Below are 16,232 nucleotides of genomic sequence, written 5' to 3'. Positions count from 1 at the left end.
GCGCGTTATCTTCCTGATTGTTCAGGCGCAGATAGCCTCGATCTGATGGCGATGTTACCCTAAAGACGCTGAGAATAAGGGGGTATCTGTGGCTGTTCATCTGTTAATCGTCGACGCGTTAAATCTGATCCGCCGCATCCATGCGGTGCAGGGTTCGCCCTGCGTCGATACCTGCCTGCATGCGCTGGAGCAGCTGATCGTCCACAGTCAGCCCACCCACGCGGTGGCGGTGTTCGATGATGAGGATCGCGCCCACGGCTGGCGCCACCAGCGCCTGCCAGAGTACAAAGCCGGCCGCGCGCCGATGCCGGAGACGCTGGTGGCCGAGATGCCAGCGCTGCGGGCGGCCTTCGAACAGCGGGGGATCCGCTGCTGGGCCTCGCCGGGCAGCGAAGCGGACGACCTCGCCGCCACCCTGGCGGTAAAGGTGGCCCAGGCGGGCCATCAAGCCACCATTGTCTCCACCGACAAAGGCTACTGTCAGCTGCTGTCGCCCACCATCCGCATCCGCGACTACTTTCAGAAGCGCTGGCTGGACGCGCCCTTTATCGCCAGCGAGTTCGGTGTCACTCCGGAGCAACTGGCGGATTACTGGGGGCTGGCGGGGATCAGCAGCTCGAAGGTGCCGGGCGTGGCGGGCATTGGACCCAAAAGCGCCGCCCAGCTGTTGAACGAGTTTCAGGACCTGGAGGAGCTGTACGCCCGTCTGGCCGAGGTGCCGGAGAAGTGGCGCAAAAAGCTGGCCGCGCATCAGGAGATGGCCTTCACCTGCCGGGAAGTGGCCCGCCTGCAGACCGACCTCCAGCTGGATGGCAATCTGCAGCAGCTGCGGCTGACGCGCTAACCATCGTTAAGAGGTGCGCCGGTGCAGGGTAACTGCCTCCGGCACTGCCTGCTTTACCCGGGCCAGGCAATCACCAGGCCGCCTGATATAACCCGACGATATCGGCCAGGCTCGCCTCACGCGGGTTACCGCCGGTACACACATCCTCCAGCGCCGCCTGCGCCAGCGCCGGAATATCCTCTTTCCTGACGCCCACCTCGCGCAGATGGCCGGGAATACCGACATCGCGGTTTAGCTCGTTGACCGCCTCCACTGCCGCCTCGCGTGCGGCGATCAGGCTTAACGCTTCCGCCCTGACGCCCATCGCCCGGGCGATGTCGCGATATTTTTCCCCGGTCGCCTCAGCATTAAAGCGCATCACGTGCGGTAGCAGGATGGCATTCGCCACGCCGTGCGGCGTGTTGTAAAAAGCGCCGAGCGGATGCGCCATGCCGTGCACCAGCCCGAGCCCGACGTTGGAAAATCCCATCCCCGCGACGTACTGGCCCAGCGCCATGGCTTCGCCCGCGCCGGCATCCCCGGCAACCGAGCCGCGCAGCGCCCCGGCAATGATCTCGATAGCCTTGAGGTGCAGCGCATCAGTCAAAGCCCAGGCGCCGCGAGTGAGATACCCTTCGATAGCGTGCGTCAGGGCGTCCACGCCGGTGGCCGCCTTCAGCGCCGGCGGCATGGCGTCCATCATATCGGCATCGATAAAGGCCACCTGCGGGATATCATGCGGATCGACGCAGACGAACTTGCGCCGCTGTTCTTCATCGGTGATGACATAGTTAATCGTCACCTCCGCCGCGGTACCCGCGGTGGTCGGCACCGCGAAGATCGGCACGCTGGGCTGACGGGTGGGCGAGAGCCCCTCGAGGCTACGGACATCGGCGAATTCCGGGTTACGCTGAATAATACCGATCGCCTTACAGGTATCCTGCGGCGAACCGCCGCCGATGGCGATCAGGTAATCCGCCCCGCTGCGCTGAAAGGCCTGCAGCCCCTGCTGGACCACGGCAATGGTCGGGTTAGGGATCACGTCGCTGAACATATCCCATGCCAGCCCGGCGGCATCCAGTTTATCAGTGACTTTCGCCGCCACGCCGCAGCGGGCGAGGGTGCTGTCGGTGACGATCAATGCTTTGCGATAGCCGCGCCGCGCCACTTCATCGGTTAATGCGTTTATCGCCCCCCGGCCAAACCACGCCGTTTCGTTGAGGATCATTCGGTTTGCCATCGCGTCTCTCCTGTTAGCGTTGCGGCATCACTCTTCAATACGTAATCCGTAGGTTTTGAACTTCTCCAGCACGATGGCGATCGCCTCGTCATTCAGCACCGGTACCGGGTCGATAATCGCCAGCGTGCTGAGATAGAGCTGGGCCAGGACTTCCACTTCATGCGCCAGCCAGAGCGCTTTCTCCAGGCTGGCCTCGCAGGCGATCAGGCCATGATGCTGCAGCAGCGTGGCTTTGCGGTGCTTCAGCGCTACCGCGACATGCTCAGACAGCTCGCGGGTGCCGAAGGTGGCATAGGGCGCGCAGGGGATCGAATTCCCGCCGGCCGCGGCGATCATATAGTGGATGGCCGGGATGGGCCGGTTGAGGATCGACACCGCCGTACAATGGACAGCGTGATTGTGGACCACCGCCTGGGCATCGGGCCGCGTCTGGTAGGCCGCCTGATGAAAACGCCATTCGCTGGAGGGCAATTTTCCCTGCTCATGCTGGCCATCGGCATCAATAAAGACGATCTTGTCTTCCGTCAGCTTTTCATACGGGATACCGGTGGGGGTGATCAGCATTCCTCCCTGATAGCGCACGCTGACATTGCCGGCGGTCCCCTGATTTAACCCCAGGCGGGTCATTTCCAGGCAGGTATCGATAATCTGCCGGGCCAGTCTGTTTCTTTCCATTGCGTTCCTCTTTTGGTGACTCATTATCCGTCAACGGCAGGGCAACAGAAATATCGTCGGCTACCGTGGGATAGGGTGAATAATGGTCTTCATCATCAACCTGAATAATCAAAGGGGAATTTTCATGACTATATTTTGTGAACCGCGTCAATAATTCCGCCATGAATAAAGCAACCATGCCCATTAAGAGAGTGTTTAAAATGCCCGTTCTTAATAATATTTCATCAAGCGGGCATTTTATTTTTTTGTAACATTTGCCCGTTTTCCACGATATACATTCATTCGGTCATTAGCGTTGTGGTTTTGTGAATTTATTTTCTCAAACGGTCAGCGTTTTTGAAAAATTAAAGTGACAATTATCACATAAAATGGCCCGCAGATCGTTAAGTGTGACCATCATCATATTAACAGGCGGTTTTTATTTGAAAATGAAGTCATGAGTTCCGCCGTGACTTTCATTTCACTCACCGGCGCGTCACCTGAGCTCACTTAATTTTGCGGTCTGCTGCAGCACCAGACTGCGCCCTGAATGCTGTTGTAAATGCTTCTGAACTGATGAGGACGCTATGGGAAACACAACGATACCAACGCAAAGTTACCGCGCCATGGAGAGCGGGCAGAGTAAGAGCTACATTATTCCTTTTGCTCTGCTGTGCTCCCTCTTTTTTCTGTGGGCGGTGGCTAATAATCTGAATGATATTTTATTACCGCAATTTCAACAGGCCTTTACCCTGACTAATTTCCAGGCCGGATTAATTCAGTCGGCCTTTTATTTTGGCTATTTTATTATTCCCATCCCCGCCGGGATGCTGATGAAAAAATTCAGCTATAAAGCAGGAATTCTTACGGGTCTGTTTTTATATGCCTGCGGCGCCGCGCTGTTCTGGCCTGCCGCCGAAGTGATGAACTACACTTTATTCCTGATTGGATTATTTATTATCGCCGCCGGGCTTGGCTGCCTGGAAACGGCGGCCAACCCGTTTGTGACCGTTCTCGGTCCGGAAAGCGGCGGTCACTTCCGCCTTAATCTGGCCCAGACCTTTAACTCATTTGGCGCCATTATTGCCGTGGTATTTGGCCAGAGTCTTATTTTGTCTAACGTCCCGCATCAGCCGCAGGAGGTGCTGGATAAAATGACGCCAGAACAGCTCAGCGCCTGGAAGCACAGCCTGGTCCTGTCGGTACAAACCCCCTATATGATTATCGTGGCCATCGTCCTGCTGGTTGCCCTGCTGATCGTCTGTACCCGCTTCCCCTCCCTGCAGAGCGATGACCACAGCGACAGCGCGCAGAGCACCTTCCTCGCCTCGCTGACGCGCCTGATGCGCATCCGTCACTGGCGCTGGGCGGTGCTGGCCCAGTTCTGCTACGTCGGCGCGCAAACCGCCTGCTGGAGCTACCTGATTCGCTACGCTATCGAAGAGATCCCGGGCATGACGGCCGGTTTCGCCGCCAACTACCTGACCGCCACCATGGTCTGCTTCTTTATTGGCCGTTTTACCGGCACCTGGCTTATCCGCCGCTTTGCGCCGCATAACGTGCTCGCTATCTATGCGTTTATCGCCATGCTGCTCTGTTTGCTCTCCGCCTTCAGCGGCGGCCACGTCGGTCTGCTGGCCCTGACCCTGTGCAGCGCCTTTATGTCCATTCAGTACCCGACCATCTTCTCGCTGGGGATTAAGCATCTGGGCCAGGACACCAAATATGGCTCGTCCTTTATCGTCATGACCATTATCGGCGGCGGGATCGTCACCCCGGTGATGGGCTTTGTCAGCGACGCCGCCGGCAATATCCCGACCGCCGAACTGGTCCCGGCGCTGTGCTTCGCCATCATCTTTATTTTTGCCCGTTTCCGTTCACAAGCGGCGACGAACTAAACCTGTTATCCGCATAACCTGAGGGATCTGTAATGAAAAAAATCAGCTTACCGAAGATCGGTATCCGCCCGGTAATCGATGGTCGTCGCATGGGGGTCCGCGAGTCGCTGGAAGCGCAAACCATGAACATGGCGAAAGCCACCGCCGCGCTTATCAGCGAGAAACTGCGCCACGCCTGCGGCGCCCGGGTGGAGTGCGTGATTGCCGATACCTGCATCGCCGGCATGGCCGAGTCGGCCGCCTGTGAAGAGAAATTCAGCAGCCAGAACGTCGGCGTCACCATCACCGTCACCCCCTGCTGGTGCTACGGCAGCGAAACCATCGACATGGATCCGCTGCGCCCGAAGGCCATCTGGGGCTTTAACGGCACCGAACGTCCGGGGGCGGTCTATCTGGCCGCCGCGCTGGCGGCCCATAGCCAGAAAGGGATCCCGGCGTTCTCCATCTACGGGCATGACGTACAGGATGCCGATGACACCTCGATCCCGGCGGATGTCGAAGAAAAACTGTTGCGCTTCGCGCGCGCCGGCCTGGCCGTCGCCAGTATGAAAGGGAAAAGCTATCTGTCGCTGGGCGGCGTCTCAATGGGCATCGCCGGCTCCATCGTCGACCACAATTTCTTTGAATCCTGGCTCGGCATGAAGGTCCAGGCTGTCGACATGACGGAGCTGCGCCGGCGAATCGATCAGAAAATCTATGATGAAACCGAGCTGGAGATGGCGCTGGCGTGGGCGGATAAACACTTCCGCTACGGCGAAGATCAGAACGCTGAGCAGTATAAGCGCAATGAGGCGCAGAGCCGCGCGGTGCTGAAAGAGAGCCTGCTGATGGCGATGTGCATCCGCGACATGATGCAGGGCAACCCGAAGCTGGCGGAAAAAGGACTGGTGGAGGAGTCACTGGGCTACAACGCCATCGCCGCCGGTTTCCAGGGTCAGCGCCACTGGACCGATCAATACCCCAATGGCGATACCGCTGAAGCGCTGCTCAACAGCTCTTTTGACTGGAACGGGGTGCGCGAGCCATTTGTCGTCGCTACCGAAAACGACAGCCTCAACGGCGTGGCCATGCTGATGGGTCATCAGCTCACCGGCACCGCCCAGGTGTTTGCCGACGTGCGCACCTACTGGTCGCCGGACGCCGTTGAGCGGGTCACCGGGCAGCCGCTCACCGGGCGGGCGGAGCACGGCATTATTCACCTGATTAACTCCGGCTCTGCGGCGCTGGACGGCTCCTGCCAGCAACGCGACGCGCAGGGCAACCCGACGATGAAACCTCACTGGGAGATTGAACAGAACGAGGCGGATGCCTGCCTCGCGGCGACCGAATGGTGCCCGGCGATCCACGAATACTTCCGCGGCGGCGGCTTCTCTTCCCGCTTCCTGACCGAAGGCGGCGTACCGTTCACCATGACCCGGGTAAACATCATCAAAGGCCTGGGGCCGGTGCTGCAAATTGCCGAAGGCTGGAGCGTGGCGCTGCCCAAAGCGATGCACGACCAGCTCGACGCCCGTACCAACTCCACCTGGCCCACCACCTGGTTTGCCCCACGCCTGACCGGCAAGGGTCCGTTCAGCGATGTGTACTCGGTGATGGCTAACTGGGGCGCCAACCACGGCGTGCTGACCATCGGCCACGTTGGCGCGGATTTCATTACCCTCGCCGCCATGCTGCGCATTCCGGTCTGCATGCACAACGTGGAAGCGGCGAAAATCTACCGCCCCTCCGCCTGGGCTGCGCATGGCATGGATATCGAGGGCCAGGACTACCGCGCCTGCCAGAACTACGGGCCGCTGTATAAGCGTTAACAGGTTGGTTTCGCCCGGTGGCGCAGGCTTACCGGGCCTACAGATGCGCGCGGTCTGTAGGCCGGATAAGCGCCGCGCCATCCGGCCATGTTGTTTCGGGAGTCACTATGAAGCAAGACGTTATCCTGGTCCTCGACTGCGGCGCCACCAACGTGCGGGCGATGGCCGTTGACCGACAGGGAAACATTATCGCCCGCGCCGCAACGGCGAACGCCAGCGACATCGCGGCGGAGAACAGCGACTGGCACCAGTGGTCGCTGGAGGCCATTATGCAGCGCTTTGCCGACTGCTGTCGGCAGATCCATGACCAGCTGGCCTCCTGCACGGTGCGCGGCATCACCGTCACGACCTTTGGCGTCGATGGCGCGCTGGTGGATGAGCAGGGTGCCCTGCTGTATCCGATCATCAGCTGGAAATGCCCGCGCACCGCGGCGGTGATGGAGAATATCAGCCAGTATATGCCAGCACACCAGCTGCAGCAGATTGCCGGCGTCGGCGCGTTTGCGTTCAACACCCTGTATAAGCTGATCTGGCTGAAAGAGTGCCACCCGCAGCTGCTGGCGCAGGCCCATGCCTGGCTGTTTATTTCGTCGCTGATCAACCATCGGCTGACCGGGGAGTTCACCACCGACCTCACCATGGCGGGCACCAGCCAGATGCTCGATCTCCGGCAGCGCGATTTCAGCGCGCCAATCCTGCAGGCGACCGGCCTGCCGCGCCGCCTGTTCCCGCGGCTGGTTGAAGCAGGCCAGCCGATCGGCGCCCTGCTGCCGGAGGCCGCTGCGCTGCTGGGCCTTCCCGTCGGGATCCCGGTTATCTCGGCCGGGCACGACACCCAGTTCGCTCTGTTTGGCGCCGGCGCCGGGCAGGATGAGCCGGTGCTCTCCTCCGGGACCTGGGAGATCCTGATGGTGCGCAGCGCCCAGGTCGACACTTCGCTGCTCTGCGACTACAGCGGCTCCACCTGCGAGCTGGACAGCCAGCCGGGCCGCTATAACCCGGGAATGCAGTGGCTGGCCTCCGGCGTGCTCGAATGGGTGCGCAAGCTGTTGTGGAGCGCTGACACGCCGTGGCAGACGCTGATTGCCGAAGCGCAGGCGATCCCGCCCGGCGCCCAGGGCGTCAGGATGCAGTGCGACCTGCTCGCCAGCCAGCACGCCGGCTGGCAGGGCGTCACGCTCAACACCACCCGCGGCCATTTTTACCGCGCCGCGCTGGAGGGGTTAAGCGACCAGCTGGCGCAGCATCTGCAAACCCTGGAAAACATCGGCCGCTTCAGGGCGAAAGAGCTGCTGCTGGTGGGCGGCGGCAGCCGCAACGCGCTGTGGAACCAGATCAAGGCCGACCGGCTTGGAATACCGATCAAAGTTCTCGATGATGCCGAAACCACGGTGGCCGGCGCGGCGATGTTTGGCTGGTATGGCGTGGGCGAGTTCTCTTCGCCGGAACAGGCCAGAGCGCAGGTCGCGTACCGCTACCGCTATTTTTGGCCGCAAACTGAACCTGAATTAACAGAGGAAGCCTGAGATGCTCAAAACCATTTCCCCGCTGATATCGCCGGAGCTGCTGAAAGTGCTGGCCGAAATGGGCCATGGGGATGAAATCATTTTTTCCGATGCCCATTTCCCGGCGCACAGCATGGGGCCACAGGTGATCCGCGCTGATGGCCTGCGGGTCAGCGATCTGCTGCAGGCGATTATCCCGCTGTTCGAGTTAGACAGCTACGCGCCGCCGCTGGTGATGATGGCCGCCGTCGAAGGCGATGCGCTGGACCCGACGGTGGAACAGCGCTATCGGCAGGCGCTCTCGGCGCAGGCCCCCTGCCCGGATATCGTGCGGATTGACCGCTTTGCCTTCTACGACCGGGCGCAAAAAGCCTTTGCGATCGTTATCACAGGAGAGCGAGCTAAGTACGGAAATATCCTTTTAAAAAAAGGAGTCACGCCGTAATCTCATGCCGGAGCGTCTGCCTGATGCAGACGCTCAATCAATGATGGGATGAGAATAAATGAAAGCAGCCCGCCAGCAGGCGATCGTCGATCTCCTGATCAACCACAGCAGCCTGACCACCGAAACCTTGTCAAAACAGCTCAACGTCAGCAGGGAAACCATTCGCCGCGATCTGAGCGAGCTGCAGGCGCAGGGCAAAGTGCTGCGCAACCACGGCCGGGCCAAAGTGATCCATCAGCGCAGCCAGGACAGCGGCGACCCTTTTCACATGCGGCTGAAAAGCCATTACGCGCATAAAGCCGATATCGCCCGCGAAGCGCTGGCCTGGATTGACGAAGGGATGGTGATCGCCCTCGATGCCAGCTCCACTTGCTGGTATCTCGCCCGCCAGCTGCCGGACCGCCCGCTGCACGTCTTTACCAACAGCCAGCCCATCTGCCAGGAGCTGGCCAAACGCGACCAAATCACGCTCACCTGCTCCGGCGGCACTCTGCAGCGGAAATATGGCTGCTACGTGAACCCGGCGCTGATTTCCCAGCTGAAATCGCTGGAGATCGATCTGTTTATTTTTTCCTGCGAAGGCATCGACCCGCAGGGCGCGCTATGGGACTCCAATGCGTTCAATGCCGACTTTAAATCGATCCTGCTTAAGCGCGCGGCGCAGTCGCTACTGCTGATCGACAAAAGCAAGTTCAACCGTTCCGGCGAGGCGAGAATTGGTCATCTGGATGACGTGACGCATATTGTGTCGGATGCGCCGCAGCCTTAAGGGGAAGGCCGGAGGACGCGCACGCGTCTCCGGCCTGAGGGGGAAGGATTAACGCTCGTCGCGACGTCCGCCGACGGCGGCCCACAGGCGACGCACGTGAACGGTCACCTCTTCACGATCGTGATACAGCTGACGCGCCTGGATCTGGGCGTTGATGCCGTGCTCGTCCAGCTGGGCCTGAATATAGGCCAGATTCTGCGACACCTCTTCATAGCGCTTTTTCATCGGCAGCTTGAGGTTGAAGATGGTCTCCCGGCACCAGCCGTTGACCAGCCACTGCGCCATCAGCGCCGCCACCTTCGCCGGTTTCTCCACCATATCGCAGACCATCCACGAGATGTTGTTGCGGTTCGGACGATAGCGGAAGCCATCTTCGCGCAGCCAGGTCACCTGGCCGGTATCCATCAGGCTCTGGGCCATCGGACCGTTATCGACCGAAGAGACCCACATGTTGCGCTTCACCAGCTGATAGGTCCAGCCGCCCGGGCAGGCGCCGAGATCGACGGCATACATGCCGTTCGCCAGGCGCTCGTCCCACTCGTCTGCCGGAATAAAGACGTGGAACGCCTCTTCCAGCTTGAGGGTGGAACGGCTCGGGGCATCGGACGGAAACTTCAGCCGCGGAATGCCCATATAGAACGGTGAGTTGTTGTTGCTGTACGAGTAGCCGGTATAGCAGCAGCCGGGGGCGATAAAGAACACATGCACCACCGGTCGCTTTGGCGTTTCATAGTTGGTCAGCACGCCCGCCTCGCGCAGCGCCGCGCGTAACGGCACCGTGAACTTGCGGCAGAACTTCATCAGCTCTTTGCTTTCGTTGGTATCCGCCACTTCCACACGCAGCTCGCCACCCTTCTCCACCACGCCCTGCAGCATGCCGACGATCGGGGTAATGCGATCCTCCGGCGGCAGGTCGCGCAGCAGTTCGCCGACCACGAACATCTGGCGGGCGAAGATCAGCGAGCTGAACGGCAGATCGCGTACCAGCTTCTCACCGTCGTCTTGCTGATAACCTTCAAAAATCACATAACCAGAGTCTTCTTTGACCCGGGCAAAACCAAACACCTCAAGGCGGGCGGCCTTATCGGTAATTTCTGCTGCGCACTCTTTCTCAAACCCAGGGCGACAATAGAGGACAACCTTATTCATGAACAACGCCCTTACGTTTCAGACGAATTGCACCAATTAACATTAAAACCCAACCGGCGAGGAAGCTTACGCCGCCCACCGGGGTCACGAACGCCCACAGACGTAAATGAGACAGCGCCAGACAGTAGAGGCTGCCGCTGAACAGCACGGTCCCTAACGCCAGAAACACGCTGCTCCAGTAGAACCAGATACTGATCCGACGCTGCATCGCCACCGCCAGACCAAAAATCGCCAGGGTATGGAAGGCCTGATACTCCAGGCCGGTATGGATCCAGGCCATCTCCGCCGCGCCGAGCGATTGACTTAATACATGCGCGCCAAAGGCACCCAGAGCCACAAAGATAAAGCCGCTAATCGCGGCGAATATCAGCATAAAACGGCTGGTCATGTTTTTACCCTACAAGTATTTATTGTTCATAACGAAAGCGGAATTTTTCTTGCTCACTTGCCGCTTTCGCCAGGATCCATTGCCGAAAAGCGGCTATTTTACCCAGTTCTGCCTGACTGTCATGGCAAACAAGGTAAAACGCATTCTTACTGACCAGAACATCATTAAACGGACACACCAGGCGACCGGCTTCAATTTCGGACTGCGCCATCACGTTGTTGGCCAGCGCCACACCCTGCCCGTGAATGGCCGCCTGCAGCACCATCGCGCTATGGCTGAAAATCGGCCCCTGTTGCACATTAATATGGCTTAGACCAAGCTGGCGGGTATAAGTTTGCCAGTCGCGGCGGGACGCATCGTGAAGCAGCGTATGTTGCGCCAGATCGGCAGGCGTTTTCAATGCCTTGTCGCCGGTGAGCAAGAGCGGGGAACAGACCGGCAGCAGATACTCGGCGTACAATTTTTCCACACGCAGGCCCGGCCAGTTGCCGCGGCCGTAAAAAATTGCCACATCGACATCGTCCGCCAGCTTATCCTCCTGGCGGTCCACCGCCTGGATCCTGACGTCGATTCCCGGATAAGCTGAGTTAAAGCTTGTCAGTCTCGGCACCAGCCACTGGATGGCAAAACTTGGCAATAAACTGACCGTTAATGCCCCTTTGGCACTGCGCGCCTGCAGTTTACGCGTCGCTTCCGTCAGTTGCGAAAAAATCTCTTTAATATCCTGAAAATAGCTCTGCCCTTCTTCCGTTAACAGCAGCGAACGATTGCGCCGCCGGAACAGCTTAAGGCCCAGAAAATCCTCGAGAGACTTGATTTGATGGCTGACTGCGGCCTGCGTCACAAAAAGCTCATCGGCTGCCCGAGTGAAGCTGAGATGACGTGCGGCTGCATCAAAAACACGTAATGCATTCAGAGGTGGTAATCGCTTCGACATGGTTATTCTGGCTTAGATGTTAACTCAATTTAACAAATAGGAAACAATGATTAACCTATTAGTTTTTTTTATCTGAGCCATTATAAATTGTCCGTTGAGGTTCTACCAGCAAATACCTATAGTGGCGGCACTTCCTGAGCCGGAACGAGAAGCTTTTTTTGGAATGCGTGTTCCATCAAGCTTTTGGCTTACGGTTGTGATGTTGTGTTGTTGTGTTTGCAATTGGTCTGTCTTTGCAGACCCTGGTAGCAAAGCTACCCCTTTTCACTTCCTGTACATTTACCCTGTCTGTCCATAGTGATTTAATGTAGCACCGCAACGCGCGGTGCTTTTTTTTGCCTTTTTACTGCCTTACTCGTCCAGCTCACCCAGCTGTTTCACGTCAGAGCGATTGATCTGCTGTTTGTTGCCCCACGCGTCCTTATACGAGATCATGCCAGTATCATTATCGGTTTGCGGTTTCCCGTCGGTAACGATGGTTCGCCCATCATTGGTATGCATCACATAGTTAGAGGAACAGGCGCTCAGGCCTAAAGTCAGCATACAGGCAGAGATAATCGCAGCGGCCTTAGTCATTTTCATTTTTCTCTCCTTACGGCTATTTATACTATTCGTGACTCGTTAAGTAATAGGTTAAAACACAAACCCAACACTTTTCAGCATAACCCTCTTTGACCCACCTGAAGTCACATTCGGACAATTCCACAGGGCGCAGAGGCCTTGTCACGCCCGGCAAATTGCGCGACGATCGCGGGATTGATACGAGGAATTCCATGAACGCATTCAACCCGGCGCACTTTCGCGCGCAGTTTCCGGCTCTGGCCGATGCCGGCGTCTATCTCGACAGCGCGGCGACCGCGCTCAAACCGCAGGCGGTGATCGACGCCAGCGACCAGTTTTATCGCCTGAGCGCCGGCAACGTCCATCGCAGCCAGTTCGCCGCCGCCCAGCGGCTGACCGAGCGCTACGAGGCGGCCCGCGAGCGCGTCGCGGCGTGGCTTAACGCCCCGTCCGGCAAAGATATCGTCTGGACGCGGGGAACCACCGAGGCCATCAATATGGTGGCGCAGAGCTACGTCCGGCCGCGCCTGCAGCCTGGCGATGAAATTATCGTTAGCGAAGCCGAGCATCATGCCAACCTCGTGCCCTGGCTGATGGTAGCCGGGCAGACCGGCGCCCGAGTCGTCAAACTGCCGCTTGGCGCCGACCGCCTGCCGGATATCGCCAGCCTCAGCGCGCTCATCACCCCGCGCAGCCGGGTGCTGGCCATCGGCCAGATGTCCAACGTCACCGGCGGCTGCCCGGACCTGGCGCAGGCTATCCGCCTTGCTCACGCCGCCGGGATGGTAGTGATGGTCGATGGCGCCCAGGGAGCGGTGCATTTCCCCGCTGACGTGCAGGCGCTGGATATCGATTTTTACGCCTTTTCCGGCCATAAGCTATATGGCCCGACCGGGATCGGCGCCCTGTACGGCAAAAGCGAGCTGCTGGCGGCGATGTCGCCCTGGCTCGGCGGCGGGAAAATGATCGCCGAGGTCAGCTTTGACGGCTTTACGCCGCAGCCGGCCCCTTATGGTCTCGAGGCCGGCACGCCGAATGTCGCCGGGGTAATCGGCCTTAGCGCCGCCCTGGAGTGGCTGGCGCAGAGCGATATCGGCCAGGCGGAAAACTGGAGCCGCAGTCTGGCGAGTCTGGCGGAAGAGGCGCTGGCGAAACGGCCGGGCTTCCGCTCTTTCCGCTGCCAGCAGTCAAGCCTGCTGGCCTTTGAGTTCGACGGTGTTCATCACAGCGATCTGGTGACGCTGCTGGCGGAGTCCGGCATTGCTCTGCGCGCCGGGCAACACTGCGCCCAACCGCTGCTGGCGGCCTTAGGGGTCAGCGGCACGCTGCGGGCCTCTTTCGCCCCCTACAATACCCAAGACGATGTTGCGGCGCTGGTCCACGCGGTGGATCGCGCCCTGGAAATTCTGGTGGATTAATGACAACTCTGCACCCCTTCGGCACAACCATTACCGACGCCACGCTGCGCCAGACCTTCGCCCCGCTGAACCAGTGGGAGGATAAATATCGTCAACTGATTTTATTGGGCAAAAAGCTGCCGACGCTGACCGATGAGCGCAAAGCGCAGGCCCGGGAGATTGCCGGGTGTGAAAACCGCGTCTGGCTGGGCTATGAGGAGGATGCCGAGGGCAGGCTGCACTTCTTTGGCGACAGCGAAGGACGGATTGTGCGCGGTCTGCTGGCGGTGCTGTTGACCGCCGTGGAAGGCAAAAGCGCCGCTGAGCTGCTGGCGCAGGATCCGCTGGCGCTGTTCGACGAGTTGGGGCTACGCGGCCAGCTCAGCGCCTCGCGCAGCCAGGGCCTCAGCGCCCTCAGCGAGGCAGTGCTCGCCGCCGCCCGCGAGGTTGAGGTTTAAGCTCATCCCGGGGGCGGCGCTTGACGCGCCTTGCCCGGGCTACGGGCTCATGCAGTTTTGTCGCCCGGACAGGTGCGCAGCGCCGCCTCCGGGGAATTGTCCTGTAGACCGGGTAAGGCGCCTGCGCCGCGGCCCGGGATTTACGTCGTCTGCCGCTCCGCCTTCGCCAGCATCTTCTTCAGAGCATGCGATACCGCGACGAAGCCAAAGGTCGCGGTCACCATGGTGGCCGCGCCAAAGCCGGAAGCGCAGTCCATCCGTTTCGGCCCTTCCGCCGTGCTCTTCATCGCGCAGACGCTGCCGTCCGCTTGCGGGTAGACCAGCGCTTCCGTAGAGAAGACGCAGTCCACGCCGAGCTTGCCTTTGCTGTTTTTCACCACCCCAAACTGGCTTTTCAGCCGCTCGCGCAGTTTAGCCGCCAGCGGATCCTGGATGGTCTTCGCCAGGTCAGCGACCTGGATCTGCGTTGGGTCAATCTGACCGCCCGCCCCGCCGGTGGTGACCAGCGGCACTTTGTAGCGGCGACACCAGGCGATAAGCGCCGCTTTCGGCCGGACGCTATCGATCGCGTCGATAACATAGCTAAAGCCGACGCCAAGATATTCCGCCACGTTTTCCGGGGTCACGAAATCATCCACCACCGTCACCCGACACTCCGGGTTGATAAGACGAATACGCTCTGCCATCACTTCCGCTTTCGCCAGCCCGACGTTGCCGCTCAGGGCATGGATCTGACGATTGGTGTTGGTGACGCAGACATCGTCCATATCGATAAGGGTGATCGCCCCGATGCCGGTTCGCGCCAGCGCTTCCGCCGCCCAGGAGCCGACCCCGCCGATCCCGACCACGCAGACGTGGGCATCGGCAAAACATTGCAGCGCTTTTTCACCATATAAACGTGCCGTACCGCCAAAACGCTGGCGCCACGCATCGCTGATAACAACAGACATAGAACCTCAGAACAAAATGACAGCGCCCGGAGGCCGCCGTAAACGGCGTCATCCGGGCGCCCTGGTCAACAGGCATGGCCAGGGGAGTTAGCCGCTAAAAACATTCCCCGCGCCCGGGGCGTTTTTCAGCACCCATACGCGGCCATAGTGGTTATACCAGCCGGCACGGTGGCCTGCGTCAGGCCCAATGCCCTGATAGATGTCGAAATGCTGGCCTTTGATGGCCCCGCCGACGTCGAGAGCGACCATCAGGCGCAGTTCGTACTGGCCGTTAAACTTGCCGTTATTATCCAGCAGAGGCACCTCGGCCAGCAAGGTGGTTCCCGGCGGAATAATCGACCGGTCAGAGGCCACCGAGGCGCGGCCGATCAGCGGCACAGCGCTGGCCCCTTTCACCGGCGCGAAAGACTGCGGTTTAAAGAACACGAACGACGGGTTCTGCTCCAGCAGCTCGCGCACTTCCGCTTCGCTGTGCTTTTCACCCCACTCGCGGATCGCCTGCATCGACATATCTTCTTTCTTCACTTCCCCGCGGTCGATCAGCACTTTGCCGATGCTGCGATAGGGCCAGCCGTTTTTCCCGGCATAGCTAAAGAAGTTGAGCGGCGAACCATCGCCAAAGTCGATATAGCCGCTGCCCTGCACGTCCATGATGAAGTTATCCATCAGCGAATTGCTGTACGCCAGCACATAGTTATCGCTCAGCGCGCCGGCATAGATGCTGGCGCGGGACGGCAGCTTACCGCGTTTCGGCGGCATCCGGTAAATGGGGTACTGGAATTCGCCCTGACGGGTGTGGCGCGCCTGCACCACCGGCGTGTAGTAGCCGGTAAACTGAACGTTGCCATAGTTGTCGACGCCCTGCATCTGCCAGGCGTCGATGCCAAACTGGCGCAGCGTACGGGTGTCGCCGCCGGCGCGCAGCCACTCCTGCAGGGCGTTATAGACGTTGCTCTGGCTATTATAGAGGCGTGGCGAGGCGTTACGAATTTGATTAACCTGCTCGGAGAAGTCGCCAGCGTTGATCGGCGCCCCGACGGCATCCGGCTGGTTTACCAGTGAAAACGGCTGGGTGAACTTGCCATCGCTATATTGCTGACCGCGGTCGGTCGGTTTTGAGGAACAGGCGGCGAGCATGGCCAGCATTGCCCCCGTCGCTACATATTTTACCCAACGTCCTTTCATGGTGTCTCATCTTTTGCTGCGAAGCCTTAGTGCGTGTTGAAGATAACAAAGCGCCGGGGCTATTG

Annotated in this window: 16 protein-coding genes; 8 read left to right on the top strand and 8 right to left on the bottom strand. The window is 59.6% G+C overall.

What is annotated here, in order from left to right; genetic code table 11:
• Nucleotides 1-88 precede the first annotated feature (88 nt).
• Nucleotides 89-844 (top strand): flap endonuclease Xni, encoded by a 756-nt coding sequence (xni, locus tag FHW76_RS17025; protein WP_087653378.1) that lies wholly within the window; start codon nucleotides 89-91, stop codon nucleotides 842-844.
• Nucleotides 845-914: 70 nt separating this feature from the next.
• Here xni and fucO read toward each other — a convergent pair whose 3' ends face one another.
• Together fucO and fucA are read right to left on the bottom strand one after the other, a co-directional pair.
• Nucleotides 915-2,063 (bottom strand): lactaldehyde reductase, encoded by a 1,149-nt coding sequence (gene fucO / locus FHW76_RS17020; RefSeq protein ID WP_022065016.1) that lies wholly within the window; start codon nucleotides 2,061-2,063, stop codon nucleotides 915-917.
• A gap of 27 nt (nucleotides 2,064-2,090) precedes the next feature.
• Nucleotides 2,091-2,738 (bottom strand): L-fuculose-phosphate aldolase, encoded by a 648-nt coding sequence (gene fucA, locus FHW76_RS17015; protein ID WP_012540715.1) that lies wholly within the window; start codon nucleotides 2,736-2,738, stop codon nucleotides 2,091-2,093.
• A gap of 566 nt (nucleotides 2,739-3,304) precedes the next feature.
• Here fucA and fucP point away from each other — a divergent pair.
• The 5 genes from fucP to fucR all read left to right on the top strand — a co-directional run bounded on the left by fucP (nucleotide 3,305) and on the right by fucR (nucleotide 9,142).
• Entirely contained in the window at nucleotides 3,305-4,615 is a 1,311-nt protein-coding gene (fucP, locus tag FHW76_RS17010) for an L-fucose:H+ symporter permease (RefSeq protein WP_020317279.1), read from the top strand.
• Between the two features lie 32 nt (nucleotides 4,616-4,647).
• The gene (gene fucI / locus FHW76_RS17005) at nucleotides 4,648-6,423 is read left to right on the top strand and encodes an L-fucose isomerase (RefSeq protein ID WP_048330623.1); all 1,776 of its coding nucleotides are present in this window, start codon (nucleotides 4,648-4,650) and stop codon (nucleotides 6,421-6,423) included.
• A gap of 107 nt (nucleotides 6,424-6,530) precedes the next feature.
• Entirely contained in the window at nucleotides 6,531-7,949 is a 1,419-nt protein-coding gene (gene fucK, locus FHW76_RS17000; protein WP_016161733.1) for an L-fuculokinase, read from the top strand.
• A 1-nt stretch (nucleotide 7,950) separates the two neighbouring features.
• Nucleotides 7,951-8,373 (top strand): L-fucose mutarotase, encoded by a 423-nt coding sequence (gene fucU / locus FHW76_RS16995; RefSeq protein ID WP_008806274.1) that lies wholly within the window; start codon nucleotides 7,951-7,953, stop codon nucleotides 8,371-8,373.
• Between the two features lie 58 nt (nucleotides 8,374-8,431).
• On the top strand, nucleotides 8,432-9,142 hold the full coding sequence (fucR, locus tag FHW76_RS16990; RefSeq protein ID WP_012540709.1) for an L-fucose operon activator: 711 nt from the start codon (nucleotides 8,432-8,434) through the stop codon (nucleotides 9,140-9,142).
• 48 nt (nucleotides 9,143-9,190) lie between these two features.
• Here fucR and rlmM read toward each other — a convergent pair whose 3' ends face one another.
• The 4 genes from rlmM to FHW76_RS16970 all read right to left on the bottom strand — a co-directional run bounded on the left by rlmM (nucleotide 9,191) and on the right by FHW76_RS16970 (nucleotide 12,192).
• Complete coding sequence (gene rlmM / locus FHW76_RS16985) at nucleotides 9,191-10,291, bottom strand: 23S rRNA (cytidine(2498)-2'-O)-methyltransferase RlmM (protein ID WP_008806275.1); 1,101 nt, start codon at nucleotides 10,289-10,291, stop codon at nucleotides 9,191-9,193.
• Nucleotides 10,284-10,679 carry a DUF423 domain-containing protein gene (locus tag FHW76_RS16980; protein WP_002915543.1) on the bottom strand — a complete coding sequence of 132 codons (396 nt, stop codon included), beginning with the start codon at nucleotides 10,677-10,679 and terminating at the stop codon, nucleotides 10,284-10,286. The genes rlmM and FHW76_RS16980 overlap by 8 nt, the downstream gene beginning before the upstream one ends.
• 19 nt (nucleotides 10,680-10,698) lie before the next feature.
• Entirely contained in the window at nucleotides 10,699-11,616 is a 918-nt protein-coding gene (gene gcvA, locus FHW76_RS16975) for a glycine cleavage system transcriptional regulator GcvA (RefSeq protein ID WP_002915545.1), read from the bottom strand.
• A gap of 351 nt (nucleotides 11,617-11,967) precedes the next feature.
• Nucleotides 11,968-12,192: a YgdI/YgdR family lipoprotein gene (locus tag FHW76_RS16970; RefSeq protein WP_002915549.1), complete on the bottom strand. Its 225-nt coding sequence runs from the start codon at nucleotides 12,190-12,192 to the stop codon at nucleotides 11,968-11,970.
• A gap of 197 nt (nucleotides 12,193-12,389) precedes the next feature.
• On the opposite strand from FHW76_RS16970, the gene csdA reads away from it, so the two are divergent.
• Both csdA and csdE read left to right on the top strand, forming a co-directional pair.
• Nucleotides 12,390-13,595 carry a cysteine desulfurase CsdA gene (gene csdA, locus FHW76_RS16965; RefSeq protein ID WP_008806276.1) on the top strand — a complete coding sequence of 402 codons (1,206 nt, stop codon included), beginning with the start codon at nucleotides 12,390-12,392 and terminating at the stop codon, nucleotides 13,593-13,595.
• Complete coding sequence (gene csdE / locus FHW76_RS16960; protein ID WP_008806277.1) at nucleotides 13,595-14,032, top strand: cysteine desulfurase sulfur acceptor subunit CsdE; 438 nt, start codon at nucleotides 13,595-13,597, stop codon at nucleotides 14,030-14,032. The genes csdA and csdE overlap by 1 nt, the downstream gene beginning before the upstream one ends.
• A gap of 140 nt (nucleotides 14,033-14,172) precedes the next feature.
• On the opposite strand, the gene tcdA is transcribed toward csdE, so the two are convergent.
• Nucleotides 14,173-14,982, bottom strand: coding sequence for a tRNA cyclic N6-threonylcarbamoyladenosine(37) synthase TcdA (tcdA, locus tag FHW76_RS16955; protein WP_008806278.1), 810 nt, complete (start codon nucleotides 14,980-14,982; stop codon nucleotides 14,173-14,175).
• Between the two features lie 87 nt (nucleotides 14,983-15,069).
• Complete coding sequence (gene mltA / locus FHW76_RS16950; RefSeq protein ID WP_023287947.1) at nucleotides 15,070-16,167, bottom strand: murein transglycosylase A; 1,098 nt, start codon at nucleotides 16,165-16,167, stop codon at nucleotides 15,070-15,072.
• Nucleotides 16,168-16,232: the final 65 nt, after the last annotated feature.

Origin of the sequence: Klebsiella sp. RC2 (assembly GCF_014192815.1) — a bacterium.
GTDB classification, from domain to species: Bacteria; Pseudomonadota; Gammaproteobacteria; order Enterobacterales; family Enterobacteriaceae; genus Klebsiella; species Klebsiella variicola.
Note: the sequence above shows the minus strand (reverse complement) of the source record. Positions and strands in the feature narration are given on the sequence as shown.

Bases quoted from the DNA above. Each gene is read 5' to 3' on its own strand.
- FHW76_RS16980 (WP_002915543.1), bottom strand. From the start codon at position 10,679: ATGACCAGCCGTTTTATGCTGATATTCGCCGCGATTAGCGGCTTTATC.
- mltA (WP_023287947.1), bottom strand. From the start codon at position 16,167: ATGAAAGGACGTTGGGTAAAATATGTAGCGACGGGGGCAATGCTGGCC.
- csdE (WP_008806277.1), top strand. From the start codon at position 13,595: ATGACAACTCTGCACCCCTTCGGCACAACCATTACCGACGCCACGCTG.
- fucR (WP_012540709.1), top strand. From the start codon at position 8,432: ATGAAAGCAGCCCGCCAGCAGGCGATCGTCGATCTCCTGATCAACCAC.
- fucA (WP_012540715.1), bottom strand. From the start codon at position 2,738: ATGGAAAGAAACAGACTGGCCCGGCAGATTATCGATACCTGCCTGGAA.
- fucO (WP_022065016.1), bottom strand. From the start codon at position 2,063: ATGGCAAACCGAATGATCCTCAACGAAACGGCGTGGTTTGGCCGGGGG.
- csdA (WP_008806276.1), top strand. From the start codon at position 12,390: ATGAACGCATTCAACCCGGCGCACTTTCGCGCGCAGTTTCCGGCTCTG.
- tcdA (WP_008806278.1), bottom strand. From the start codon at position 14,982: ATGTCTGTTGTTATCAGCGATGCGTGGCGCCAGCGTTTTGGCGGTACG.
- fucI (WP_048330623.1), top strand. From the start codon at position 4,648: ATGAAAAAAATCAGCTTACCGAAGATCGGTATCCGCCCGGTAATCGAT.
- fucK (WP_016161733.1), top strand. From the start codon at position 6,531: ATGAAGCAAGACGTTATCCTGGTCCTCGACTGCGGCGCCACCAACGTG.
- fucP (WP_020317279.1), top strand. From the start codon at position 3,305: ATGGGAAACACAACGATACCAACGCAAAGTTACCGCGCCATGGAGAGC.
- gcvA (WP_002915545.1), bottom strand. From the start codon at position 11,616: ATGTCGAAGCGATTACCACCTCTGAATGCATTACGTGTTTTTGATGCA.
- FHW76_RS16970 (WP_002915549.1), bottom strand. From the start codon at position 12,192: ATGACTAAGGCCGCTGCGATTATCTCTGCCTGTATGCTGACTTTAGGC.
- rlmM (WP_008806275.1), bottom strand. From the start codon at position 10,291: ATGAATAAGGTTGTCCTCTATTGTCGCCCTGGGTTTGAGAAAGAGTGC.
- fucU (WP_008806274.1), top strand. From the start codon at position 7,951: ATGCTCAAAACCATTTCCCCGCTGATATCGCCGGAGCTGCTGAAAGTG.